General features: G+C 42.8%; 12 protein-coding genes. 2 read left to right on the top strand and 10 right to left on the bottom strand.

The genetic code is table 11. The annotated features are described in order from the left end of the window. The first annotated feature begins 42 nt into the window (after positions 1-42). Both LDM98_RS01965 and LDM98_RS01960 read left to right on the top strand, forming a co-directional pair. On the top strand, positions 43-1,788 hold the full coding sequence (locus tag LDM98_RS01965) for a hypothetical protein (protein ID WP_223897660.1): 1,746 nt from the start codon (positions 43-45) through the stop codon (positions 1,786-1,788). Between the two features lie 185 nt (positions 1,789-1,973). Further along, positions 1,974-3,320 (top strand): DASS family sodium-coupled anion symporter, encoded by a 1,347-nt coding sequence (locus tag LDM98_RS01960; protein WP_223897659.1) that lies wholly within the window; start codon positions 1,974-1,976, stop codon positions 3,318-3,320. Positions 3,321-3,330: 10 nt separating this feature from the next. Here the strand turns inward: LDM98_RS01960 and hypA are convergent, their stop codons facing one another. The 10 genes from hypA to cybH all read right to left on the bottom strand — a co-directional run bounded on the left by hypA (position 3,331) and on the right by cybH (position 12,866). Continuing rightward, positions 3,331-3,672 carry a hydrogenase maturation nickel metallochaperone HypA gene (gene hypA / locus LDM98_RS01955; RefSeq protein WP_223897658.1) on the bottom strand — a complete coding sequence of 114 codons (342 nt, stop codon included), beginning with the start codon at positions 3,670-3,672 and terminating at the stop codon, positions 3,331-3,333. Positions 3,673-3,675: 3 nt separating this feature from the next. Further along, on the bottom strand, positions 3,676-4,683 hold the full coding sequence (gene hypE, locus LDM98_RS01950; RefSeq protein WP_223897657.1) for a hydrogenase expression/formation protein HypE: 1,008 nt from the start codon (positions 4,681-4,683) through the stop codon (positions 3,676-3,678). Further along, positions 4,680-5,804: a hydrogenase formation protein HypD gene (hypD, locus tag LDM98_RS01945; protein WP_223897656.1), complete on the bottom strand. Its 1,125-nt coding sequence runs from the start codon at positions 5,802-5,804 to the stop codon at positions 4,680-4,682. Before hypD ends, hypE begins: the two co-directional genes overlap by 4 nt. Next, positions 5,801-6,088, bottom strand: a complete 288-nt coding sequence (locus LDM98_RS01940) for a HypC/HybG/HupF family hydrogenase formation chaperone (RefSeq protein WP_223897655.1) — start codon at positions 6,086-6,088, stop codon at positions 5,801-5,803. The genes hypD and LDM98_RS01940 overlap by 4 nt, the downstream gene beginning before the upstream one ends. A 1-nt stretch (position 6,089) precedes the next feature. Continuing rightward, entirely contained in the window at positions 6,090-6,872 is a 783-nt protein-coding gene (gene hypB, locus LDM98_RS01935; protein WP_223897654.1) for a hydrogenase nickel incorporation protein HypB, read from the bottom strand. Positions 6,873-6,881: 9 nt separating this feature from the next. Continuing rightward, positions 6,882-7,520 carry a hypothetical protein gene (locus LDM98_RS01930; protein ID WP_223897653.1) on the bottom strand — a complete coding sequence of 213 codons (639 nt, stop codon included), beginning with the start codon at positions 7,518-7,520 and terminating at the stop codon, positions 6,882-6,884. Between the two features lie 68 nt (positions 7,521-7,588). Next, positions 7,589-9,850, bottom strand: a complete 2,262-nt coding sequence (hypF, locus tag LDM98_RS01925) for a carbamoyltransferase HypF (protein WP_308443043.1) — start codon at positions 9,848-9,850, stop codon at positions 7,589-7,591. Then, positions 9,843-11,633: a hypothetical protein gene (locus LDM98_RS01920; protein WP_223897652.1), complete on the bottom strand. Its 1,791-nt coding sequence runs from the start codon at positions 11,631-11,633 to the stop codon at positions 9,843-9,845. Before LDM98_RS01920 ends, hypF begins: the two co-directional genes overlap by 8 nt. After that, positions 11,617-12,165 (bottom strand): HyaD/HybD family hydrogenase maturation endopeptidase, encoded by a 549-nt coding sequence (locus tag LDM98_RS01915; RefSeq protein ID WP_223897651.1) that lies wholly within the window; start codon positions 12,163-12,165, stop codon positions 11,617-11,619. The genes LDM98_RS01920 and LDM98_RS01915 overlap by 17 nt, the downstream gene beginning before the upstream one ends. Next, positions 12,162-12,866 carry a Ni/Fe-hydrogenase, b-type cytochrome subunit gene (gene cybH / locus LDM98_RS01910; RefSeq protein ID WP_223897650.1) on the bottom strand — a complete coding sequence of 235 codons (705 nt, stop codon included), beginning with the start codon at positions 12,864-12,866 and terminating at the stop codon, positions 12,162-12,164. The genes LDM98_RS01915 and cybH overlap by 4 nt, the downstream gene beginning before the upstream one ends. Positions 12,867-12,876: the final 10 nt, after the last annotated feature.

Below are 12,876 nucleotides of genomic sequence, written 5' to 3'. Positions count from 1 at the left end.
ACGTTTCGTATAGGTATTTTTTATGCGATAAGGATCCACACAATGAATAAAAATATATTTTTAGGTCTCTCTATCACTGTAGTGACTGCTTTTGGCATTTACCTGACAGGCTATAGCAGTTCTGGTACAAATCATGTCAATCAAATGGAAGAAAATATTTCCCATATTGATGAAAGCGGTATTGATTTTGAAGTGACTGTATCACAGAACAATAAAGCAGCCTATGTGACTTCCCAGTGTTATACTAAAACCATGGACAATAACGGTAATATCCATAATCCGTGCTTTAGCTGTCATATCAATTCCAAAGGTCCAAACTATATAAATGACTGGGAACTTCAACTCAATAATGAGTTTGGAGAATATACCAGGATCAACAGGTTTAAGAACCTGTTCAAAGACAGAACGGAAGAAGTAGCAGCTATCAGTGATAAAGAGATATTGGAGTATGTCAGAGAGGATAACTATAAAGATGTAAATGGTCAGCTAAAACTCGCTCAAAAACTGAAAAATCTTCCAAGTGTTTGGGATGCGAATGAAAACGGGAAATGGGACGGGTATATACCAGATTGTTATTTTAACTTCGATCATGAAGGATTTGATAAAGATAAAAGCGGAAAGTACACTGGATGGAGAGCTTTTGCATACTATCCGGTCTTGGGTACATTTTGGCCTACCAACGGTTCTACGGATGATGTGCTGATCCGACTTCCAAAAGTGTTCCGTGAAAATGAAGCGGGGGTCTTTGATCTACAAACTTATAAAGTCAATCTCGCAATTGTTGAATCACTGATCAAAGAAAAAAATATCAAGCTTGAATCTGCAGTTGATGAAAATGTGTATAGGGTGGATCTGGATCAAAACGGAAAACTTGGTCTGGCAGATAAGATCGTCTTCCGATGGATTCCCCCAAGATATAACAGTGGAACAGGAAAAATCGAAAATTTTTCAATGAGTTATGTTGGAAAGGCAAAATCCTTGCTTGCAACAAACGAGTCTCTTATTGCACCTGGGCTCTATCCAAGGTATACAGAGTTTTTACACTCTGTACGCTATATCGATATCGATGAAAACAATGTCTCTATCAAAATGGCAGAGCGTATGAAAGAACTTCGCTACGGTGTCAAAGTGAACTGGAATACCTATCCTCAGCTTTCAAATGCGGCTACTGCAGAGATCAAAGAGAAAGATGCGTTTCCAAACAGACTTAGAACTATCATAGGTGACACAGAACAGGGACTTCAAACTAGTCTAGGGTGGGTCTATCAGGGATTTATCGAAGATGTTCAAGGGGAGTTAAGACCGCAAAATTATGAGGAGACTCAATACTGCATCGGGTGTCACAGTGGTATTGGTGCGATCAAAGATAGTACATTTGTTTTCCAAAGAAAATTAGAAAAAAACAGTTGGTACCATTGGAGTCAAAAACCAAACGGTCTAAAAGATATCGCTGAGCCTCTGACGAAAGATGGACGAGATGAATATCAGCTCTATCTTTCTGTCAACCATGCAGGTGATGAATTTAGAGCAAATGATGAGATATTGGAGAAGTTCTTTGATCAAAATGGAACACTAAAGGAGGAAGCAACAGCGAAGATCAAAGAGGATATCTCTTATCTTCTTTACCCTTCAACAAGCAGAGCCTTGAATCTGAATAAGGCATACAAAGTGATTGTCGATGAACAGAGCTATATATATGGTAGAGATTCTCATATAAAGCCACTGACCAATGTACATCGAAGTATAGGGATTAGCCAACAGAATGGTACTGAAAAGGTAAAGTTTTAAACTTGTTTTTTTGTTGAAGTGGTAAACCCTACTATGTTGTTTTTATGAATAATACTGCGCTATACGCATCACTTAGATTCACCTGTTACACTTTGTATCTATATAAGTAAAAATGAGAACTACTCTTAAGTTTTTTGAGGCACAATGAAACTACAAGTTGATAATAAAAGGGATATAGAACATCAATGGCTAGACAGACAGATAAAATATTCATGGCATTTTTATTGGGTGTGATCGCATTTGGAATGATGATCGCATTTTTTACACTGCAGCAGTCCCTCATGGTTTCAGTGATCGTGTTGATGGTCACACTGTGGACCAATGAAGGGTTGCCTCTGGCTGTGGTTTCACTGCTTCCGATTGTTCTTTTCCCAGCGGCGGGTATATTGTCTACCAAAGAGACGGCAGTTAATTATGCCAATCCTATCATCTACCTTTTTCTGGGTGGTTTTCTGATCGCGATCGCCGTGGAGAAAACAGGTCTTCACAAAGTGATAGCAAGTAGAATGTTGTATCTTTTCCCAAGTTCTGTCAGAGGTATTATCTTTGCTTTGATCATCACATCGGGGCTTTTAAGCTCTATACTTTCCAATACCACGACCACCCTTCTCCTGCTTCCTATCGCACTCTTTTTGACTGATGATCCTAAACTCAAAATGCGTTTTGCTTTGGGTATAGCGTATGGGGCAAGCATCGGGGGTATATTGACCCCTATCGGTACACCGCCCAACCTTATACTTCTGGGGATCATGAATGAGATGGGGATGGAACCTATCCCTTTTGTACAATGGATATATATGGTGTTACCGTTGGTTCTTATGATGTTTGTAGTGGTGGCTTTTATACTGGGATTGGGTGTTAAAAACCTGTACATCGAAGCAGATCTCAGCAACAAAACACTGAATGCGGATCAAAAGAAAGTCGTCTATCTTATCTCCGGATTGATCATACTTCTTTTGGTGAATGCTCCGATCAAACCCTATTATAACGGATTGGGATTGAGTGAACCCGGTATACTGCTTGCAGCCGGGCTGCTCCTTTTTGCCCCGCCTTTTTCCATTTTGGATTGGATGAGTGACAAAGACAGTATCCCTTACCGTATTATGTTTCTTTTTGGTGCAGGTTTTGCGATCGCAGCAGCGGTCACACAGACAGGCATGGCCGAAGAGATCGCTTCCCATCTTATGGGCTTTGCGAACATGCCTATGATGCTCTTTTTGCTCATCATTGCTGTGATGATCACCTTTACTACAGAGATCACCAGCAATACAGCACTGATCTCTATCATGCTCCCTATTCTCTACAAGGTGGCAGAACAAACGGGTATCGATGCAACATTGATCATGATGGTTGCGACGATCTGTGCTTCCTATGCATTTATGCTTCCTATTGCTACTCCGCCTAATGCGATAGCGATGAGTTCAGGGGCAGTTTCTGTCAAAACCATGGCAACGTACGGTATTGTTTTTAACATCTTGGGTATTTTACTGATCGTTACGGTGGCCCGATCTTTTTGGATACATTTTCTGTAGATCGTGCAGCTTATTCCATCTCCAGTGTCATTAAATACATCTCTTCACCGTCAATGACAGATACTTCTGTACTTTGACAGTGGAGACACTGATACCGTACTTCATTTTGCTCGCTCTCTTTTTGGCAGGCATTGCAGTAGAGCCTAAGGTCTTGTAGATGCATGACAAACTCTGCTCCGTCACAGACGGTATGCTCTTTAAAGGTTTCAAAAGCACTTTCCAGCAGATGCGGTTCCACACCGCTGAGTTTTCCTATCTTGGTTACTACTTTGGTGACTTTTGTTGAATCATTCGCTTTGGCATGTGCTTCACATTGATCTAAAAGAGCCTGGACGATGGAGTATTCATGCATGCGTCAGCAAATCCTGGGTAAAAGTTCGCCTTTAGGCAAGTCAAGATAACGGCTGCTTCCATAAGCAGAATGAAGGATCACTCTGCCCTCTTTTTTTCTGCTTACCTGACCGATAATCGTCGCCTTCTTTGTGACCTCTACTTCATGCAGAGCATCCAAAGCCGATTGTACATCTTTTTGGGGGACAGCCAGTATGCAGGTACCCTCATTGGCAAAATCAAACGCTTCAAAACCAAACAGCTCGCATATCCCCTGTACTGCTTCATCAACGGGTATACTTGACTCTTCTATTTCCAAACACACTGCACTTTGTTCAGCCCATTCGTTCAATACGGCTGAAAGACCTCCACGTGTAGCATCACGCATCGCAGAGATAGAAATATTTGCATCGATCAAGGCTTGCACTGCCGGCCACAGTGTGGCACAATCACTTTGCAGGTCACCGGAGATCCCCAATCCTTCACGTTCCATAAGGATCGCTGCACCATGCCGTCCCACATCACCTGAAACGATAATGACATCTCCCTCCTGGAGATGATTCGCTGAGATCCCCTCTTTTTCTATCTCCCCTATGCCGGAGGTATTGATAAACAGTTTGTCAACAGCACCTTTGGGAACCACTTTGGTATCGCCGCAGACGATCTTTGCCCCAGAGTGTTTAAGCTCCTCTGCCATGGCTTTGACGATACTCTCAAGGTCAGCAAAAGTAAACCCTTCCTCGATGATGAAGGATGCACTGAGATAAAGCGGTTTCGCGCCCATCATGGCAAGATCATTGACCGTGCCGGCTATGGCGAGTTTCCCTATATTACCGCCATTGAAAAAGATCGGACTTACGGTAAAACTGTCTGTAGTGAAAGCGATCTTGTTTTTGACATCCAAAACGGCAGCATCTTCTGCAGCCAGCAGTGTATCATTGGAAAAATGATGGTAAAAGAGATCATGTATGAGACTGTTGGTCTCTTCGCCTCCTCCTCCGTGGCTTAGCTGTATCTGTTTCGGACGTGTCATTTAATGGCTCCATATCGGTAGTAGGCATTACAGGCACCCTCTGAGCTTACCATACAGCTTCCCATAGGTGTATTTGGCGTACAGGCCGTTCCAAAGACTTGACAGTCATTCGGTTTGGCCAATCCCTTGAGTATGGTACCGCATATACAGAGTTTATGATCATCAATAGGCTCTGTTGGAAGAATATCGGCAAATATTTTCTCGGCATCATACGCAGCATACTGTGCTTTTAAAGCCAATGCACTATAGGGAATGTCACCTATGCCGCGCCAGCGAAAATGTACACGGGGTTCCATGAATTTTTCGATCATTTCCTGTGCTTTAGTATTGCCCTCCAGTGTGACAGAACGGCTGTATTGAATCTCCATCTCACAGCGTGCTTCATTCTTTTGTCTCACGATCATCAAAATACTCTGCAAGACATCAATAGGCTCAAATCCGCTGACAACCACAGGTGTACTGTATTTTTCCGGTAATGGCTGATAGATCTTCGCTCCACTGATCACGCTGACATGAGCAGGACCTATAAATGCATTGATCTTTGCCTGACCATCTGCCATGATGGCATCCACTGCGGGAGGCACAAGCACATGATTGATATGAAAATAGAGATTAGTGATACCCTGTTTCTCCACCAGCTCAAGAAGTGCTGCTGTCATAGGGGTGGTTGTTTCAAAACCTATGGCAAAGAAAACAACTTTTTTGTCCGGGTTCTCACGTGCGATCCTGAGCGCATCCAAAGGAGAATAAAGTGCTCGTATATCATACCCATTGGCCCGTTCCACAGCCAAAGAACTTTTAGATCCCGGTACACGTATCATATCACCCAGGGTCAGTAAAATGGTATCTGACATCTGTGCCAGGGTAATGGCATGATCGATGCGTTCTTTTGGCATGATACACACCGGGCAGCCAGGACCATGTATAAAATCTATACGGTCAGGAAGCAGCTGCTTGAGGCCGTATTTCATAATGGTATGGGTATGCCCGCCGCAGACTTCCATGAGTTTTAACGGTTCTTTTAAATGCTTTGCCTCATCTATAATGCTCTTAGCCAGGGCTTTGATCACATCAGGATCTCGAAAGCCGTCATACAGATCTTTAAGCTGAAGTTCACTCATGCTTGGGTCCGATTCTCACAATTATCATCAGATTCAATGACCTGACGTCTCTCTTCCTCTTCCATGGCTTCAAGCATTTCTCGATAAAGCTCTAAACTTTGCAGCGCTTCCTCTTCATCTATTTTGTTCATGGCAAAACCGACATGGATGAGTATGTAGTCTCCTATATGGATCTCATCCGCTATGAGATCAAGGCTGACATGACGCTTGATCCCCATGGTATCGACCGTGGCCATATTGCACTCATCGATTTCAACCACTTTTGAGGGTATGGAGAGACACATATTATCCTCTCATTTTTCGTTTGAAATTGATCCACTCTACAACGGAACGAATAGATTCTTTATCATTGACATTGACCTCCAGGATATCCACATTGGGTTTGATGCGTCTGGCCTGGGCTTTTTCATTTTCAATATCATACTTGAAGTATGGAAGAAGGTCTGTTTTCGTGATGAGAACAAGGTCTGCCTGACGGAACATGACTGGGTATTTGGCTATCTTGTCTTCCCCTTCGGGTATAGAGACCAGTACAATGTTCAAATGTGTACCCACATCATATGAGGCAGGACAGACCAGGTTCCCTACATTTTCCACAAAGCATACATCCAACTCATCCAGTGGCATATCATGCAGACCTTTGTGCACCATAAAAGCATCCAGGTGGCACGCTGAACCAGTCTGTATCTGCATTGCAGGAATGCCTTTTGCTTGAAGCCTCTGGGCATCTTTACTGGTTTCCAAGTCACCCTCAACCACACCGAATTTGAAATCTGCTACATCTGCCATATGCTCCAAGAGTGTGGTTTTCCCGCTTCCCGGGCTGCTCATAAGGTTGATACCCAAGATACCCTTGTTGTTAAAATGTTGTCTGTTATGCTCTGCTTCATGGTCATTTTTATCCAGGATCTTTTGAATGACCGAGATGGTCTTGGCATCATTGAGCTGAGGGTTGTGATGTAAATGCTCATGTGCTTTTTGATGCTGATGTGAATGCTCATGACCATTCCCCTCATGGCTGTGTTCCATCACACTCTCTGTTATACTACACCCGCAATCTGTACACATATTTTTCCTTTATCCTAATAATATATTGGTTCCTACAAGCAGTGAAACCAAACCGGCCGTTGCAAATGCTCTTCTTACGTTTTGTAGAGTACCTAAAAAGCTTTGATTGATATAGAGTATCAACAGTCCAAATGCAAAAAATACCAGCATGACCCCCAGTGTAAAAAGAGCTACCATCGATAGATCTACACTGCCACCCTGAACAGCACCCAGTGTGATCAGCATACCTCTCACACCTCCTGCTCCCATTAAAAGTCCCAGTGAAAATGAAGAACTGTTCTCTATAGCATGGTGTTCATGTGATTTTCCGAACCAAATGTGTATATGCACTTTTTTACCATGGGTATGTTTTCGAAGTTGAATACGATCTGTAAAGACCATAAGAAGCAAATAGATACCTATACCAATGATCACTAAGGCGGAGATCATATCTCCATAGGCTAAAATTTCTTCAGATAATGCAGTATGTTGAAGTATTTTTGCAAAGATAAAAAGACTGAGGCCATGACCTACGGCAAAGAGTGCCGTGATCAACAAGGTTTTTGGTTTATCTTTTCCTATGGAAAAATCAGCAATGGCGGTAAGATGATCAGGACCGAATGCATGTAATATGCCATACCAGAAAATGAGTAATAAGCCAGCTTCCATCTTACCTTCCTTATAGTTTTAATTATAGAGTCTTTTCATAAAATTGTGTTTAAAGATTGGTATCTTGATCATGCGTTTTGTGTTGAGTAATCATGCAAGGCATACCATGCCTGTCCGAATGCAATACCTCCATCATTGATCGCTGTTTCATTTTGAAAATAAAAGGTACGGTTCTCTACTTTACAGCGACTGCTTATTTTCTCCACCAGTACTTTATTCTGGAAAACACCTCCGGAAAAAACCAGCGGAAGTGCAGGATGTTTCCGAGCGATATGAAAAATGATCTCTGTGATCGTATTGAAAAAGGTGGAGACCATCTGTTGTTTATCGTTCATTTTGACCATGGATCTTACCATGGATTGCAGGTTTATGGTGCCACTTTTTATCTCAAACTCAAAGATGTCAGTGATATTCTCGTCGACATACTGTTCCATGCGCAAGCCGCTTTCTCCTTCAAAACTTGACAGATGTACAATGTCTGCAAAGCTTGCCACCGCATCAAAGAGTCTTCCCATAGAACTGCACAATGGAGCATTGATACCCTTCTCCCATACCTTATGGAGCATAAGGATCTCTTCATCAGAAAACTGCTGTAGTAGCGGTATCTTAAGTGTAACTATCTCATCCAGTGTATAGGTTTCAAACAAGAGCGAAAGTGCAGTTCTGCGTGGCTCCTTAATGGCCTTTTCTCCTCCCAGAAGACGAAAAGATGCAAGGGATACGATACGTTCATAGTTCTGCTGATCCGCTATCATCACTTCCCCGCCCCATATGTTTCCGTCATCACCATAGCCTGTTCCATCAAATGCAAAGCCCAACACCTTTCCATCAATCTGATGTTCTCCCATCGCTGCAAGTAGATGAGCATAATGGTGCTGGACTTCAATAGCTTGTAACTCAGGGTTTTCTTTTTGTGATTCATTCACCCACTTTGTGGTCATATATTCCGGATGCTTGTCATAGACGATGACATCAGGTTCAAAATCATAAAAGCGTTTAAAAGAGCGCAGTGTACGTTCAAAATATTCGAAGGCTTCCAGTGAATTCAGATCACCGATGTAGGGAGTCATCACAAGCGTATCATCAAAGACCAAAGCCATACTGTTCTTTTGATTGGCTCCGACAGCAAGAATCTTTTTCTTACTCTTCAATGGCAGCTTTATGCTTTTGGGTGCATAGCCTCTGGACATACGAAGCGTGATCTTCTCATCTCCTGCCATTTGCACCACACTGTCATCATTTGCATTGCGTATATCACGGTCATGGTCGAGTACCAGGTCAATAACCGGGCCAAGTTTTTCAAGTAACTCAACACTGTCCCGTATGATCGGCTCATCGCTCAGATTCGCACTTGTGGCGACAAGAGGGACATTGAGCTCTCTGAGCAAAAGATGATGCAAAGGTGTATAAGGAAGAAAAACACCGATACGATCGATACCCGGTGCTACAAGAGAAGAGATAGAACTCTCTTCTCTTTGAGGAACGATCACGATAGGTTTTTCTTTCGAAGTGATCAGTTCTGCTTCCCTTGGAGATACTTCTGCAGAAGCTTTGATATTTTCGATATCCGGAAACATTACAGCAAAAGGCTTGAGTGGCCTTTGTTTCCTTCTTCTCAATTTTTCAACGGCATGGGTGCTGGTCGCATCACAGATCAGATGAAATCCTCCAAGTCCTTTGACTGCGACAATAGCACCTTTTTTGATGGCCTCAGCAGTTGTTTTTATAGTGTCATTTCCCTCTTCTAAGACTTTATCGCTGTTATCAAGTAATCTAAGCGTGGGCCCGCAGTCAGGACAGCTGATAGGCTGTGCATGAAAACGTCGATTCAAGGGATCCGTATACTCTTTCCTGCATGATTTGCACATCCTGAAAACATGCATAGACGTGTTGGGTCTGTCATAGGGTAGTGTTTCTATGATGCTGTAACGCGGTCCACAGTCTGTACAGTTGATAAAAGGATAGGCATATCGTCTATTGGTTGGATCATGCATCTCCTGCAGACAATGTTTACAGATCGCTATATCAGGAGAGACTAAAGTGGATTTCTGATTTTCTGTTTCACTTTGAAGAATTTGAAAAGTTGTATGACCGACATACGGTGCATTTTCACTTGAGAATGCATCAATACGTGCTAAAGGAGGCAATTCTTCATAGAGTGCATCTGTAAAAGCATCAATGGCATGCTCTTGACCCTCAAGCTCTATCTTTACCCCGGATGCAGTGTTACATATGGATCCGTTCAGATGGAAACGGTCCGCGAGCTGGTAGACGAAAGGACGAAAACCTACGCCTTGTACGATCCCTGTGATGTCGAGTTTTTTATTCACTTCCAAGGGTGATCGCTCCGAATGCGACATTGGCATCGTCTATGCTCAAACGCTTGTTTCTGTAGATCGGATAATTGACGCTCAGAGCATTATAGGCACGCATCAACAATTGACGGTTTTCAAATAACCCACCGCTGAGTGTCACACCGCGGATCCCTATATTTGCATCCGCATTTTCAGCCTGCAGTGCAATAAAGTCTGCCAAAGAATCAATAAAACCAAAACTCAGAAGATAGTCATCAAGGCCGGCAAGTTTGAAACTCATGGCAGAACGGATGGCAAGCCTCGGGTCAAGCTGGTATCCCTCTTCTGTGCTTATGACCTTATAATCGATACGAGGACCGGATTTACCGTTGAATTCAATAGCAGTCGACTCAAGTTTTTCGCATGACTCCAGTGCATCACTCCCTGCATACAAGCCGATAAAAACAGCTGCCATAGACCATATTTTGGTAATGTCAGAAATATCGGTATGGGAGGTAAACTCCACTTGTTCGATCGTATCATAGAGGGCAGGAAAACGTTTTTGGAAATTGTTCACCAGACGCATACCACCCTCGTCCATAGTTTTGATCGCTTCTAACAACTGATTTGGTTGTGTGATGGCATTATCTCTGAAGAGTACCATAGGGGTATAGCCTATTTTGGTGGAAAAAGAGAAGATATGAGATGGATGAACCCGGCTGAAATGTATCCCGCAGAGAGCTTCTCCTCCCAGTCCATGTTCAAGTACAATGGAACGCATGGCGGCATGTGCAGGTTCAAAACGTATCGCGTTGGCAACGTTAGGTGTTTCATGGTTTGCAATATAGTGTATCGTTGGTTTTTCTAAGTGAAGTACTTTGTTCAACTGTAAGCCATTTGCATCTCCATAGGCTTGGAAACCGTTATAGTCACAGAAAGAAGGTTGTTTTAAAGGGATATCCATAGAACATGGAAGCATATCACGACCTGATGTAATGATCATCTGTTCATCCAGTGCGGTTGCAACACGCAGTGTCGATAGACAGTCGCAATAGACTGCATCGATGCCTTTGCTTTTGAGTGCTGTGGAGAGAGCCAAAGTGATCTTATCATCTGCGAAAAAAACCGGGTAAAACGGTTTATTTAGTTCATGTTCAGAACGAAACCTCAATTTCGGTTTCAAACGTATGGAAGGTTTTTCCACCGTCATCAAGCTATCGAGTTCACCTTGCGTGATAAGAAATTTATCGGAAATATCTGTAGGATCACAAAAAAGAATACCCTGCCCGTTCTGCTCCTTTGTATGTAACAAAGCAAAGCGGCGTGTACCATTATAGGTGGGCAAGGTCAATTCCCCTGTCTCCTTTAAAGCAGTTGCCAACTGCAGAAAAAAGTCCTCATCTGTAGTTGCTGTGATGCCTGTATATCTAGTGAGATCATCCATAGAAATAGACACTTCGCTGAACCCGCAAACAGTACATAGATGAAAGGGATTTAATGTGTTGATCACTTTTTCCTGGCATTCAGGACAATAGGGCACTTCATATGGAGTATCATTCTTAGAGAGTATCTCAGAAGCTTCCTCAGTGTCAGCCTCTTCTATCTTGTACGCTTCCAAAAAGAGAGATTGGGGTACGAGTGAGGCTATTTGTTCCGCCAGTGCCTCTAAACTTGTTTGGTCACCTGAAGCTTCTATCCTGAACTCTGTACCATTTTGATGCAGTGAAAGCGGCAGATTTGAGAGTTCATTGATGCGGTATAACAGCCGTGCGAACAACCCATTACTATGGGTGTATCTAAATTTAAATGCAATATGCATCAAGTACCCTATATGAATTTGGGAGAATGGCCTGTATATCGACTTCAGCTTTTTTCACCGCATCGATCCCCATGCTCTTTAAGTAATGCAGCAGTGTCTTTTCCATCAGTGGTACAGCGGCAGCCACACCTTCAGAAAGAGAGAATTCTGTGGCTTCTATTACTGTGGGTACGACTCCCATGATCATCGTAGTCGGACGATCACCTGCAAGGTCCATCATATTGAGGGTCTGCAGCATTTCAACTTCATGTGCACTTCCCTGCCAGTCTACAGTATCAGGTATAGCATCAAAATCAAAGAAGTAGACTTCACCCGCCTGTACGCCCGGAGCATTGATCGTATCAACAATGATCACATGATCATACTCTACAATAATAGGTATGAGTCTTTGTGCCAGGGTTCCTCCATCCACCAGATCGATCTTTGGTTCACCTTCAAAACGGTATTTCTCTCCTATATAATTGATGAAATGGACACCTATGCCCTCGTCCCCAAAAAGCAGGTTACCTATGCCTAGTAGTAGTATTTTCACGTATTCTCTTCTTTCTCTTCTTGCTTTTTTTTCAGATGGTAGTCATAACCTGTGAACATCACATCCAGTGCACCATGCTTGAATCGAACCGCAGACCAGACGACCATATAGATATGTATAGGAATAAAGATCAAAAAACCCCACATTGTAATATGGTGAATATAGCGGACATTGGCAAGGCCACCCATCCATGCTTCAATCACGCGCATAGGTTCATAGAGTAAGCCACCTATTCCCTGATGATAGACATGGACATACAGGATCAATCCTGTGATCGAAGCCAAAACAACCAGGATCATAATAGCCGTGTAAATAATGAACTGTAAAGGACCATAAAAACCTTTTTTACGCAACTCCCCGATAAAAAAGTAAGATTTCAACTGCGTGATCCAGGACTTGATACTCAAGACATCCTTGAGCGAACTCAGCTCTCTTCCACTGTCGTTTCCAAAAAAGAAAAGATAGATCCTTAACAACCCTGAAGAGATAAGGATGAAACCCAGGATAAAGTGCCACATAGACCACTCTCCATAGATCAGTATATCGCTTGAACCTTTTGAGGAAAGGTAAGGTTCAGCGATGTAAAAACCTGTGATGATAAGGCCAGTTATCACAAGCGCCCTTATCCAGTGGAGGATGCGATTGATAGCACTATAGACAAAATCAGGATGGTCTGACGTATATTTTTCTGGTTGTCCCACGGTTACTCCT

Source organism: Sulfurovum sp. TSL1, assembly GCF_019972135.1.
In the GTDB taxonomy this organism is placed as follows: domain Bacteria; phylum Campylobacterota; class Campylobacteria; order Campylobacterales; family Sulfurovaceae; genus Sulfurovum.
The sequence above is the reverse complement of the archived record's forward strand: the minus strand, read 5'-3'. Positions and strand labels throughout refer to the sequence as shown.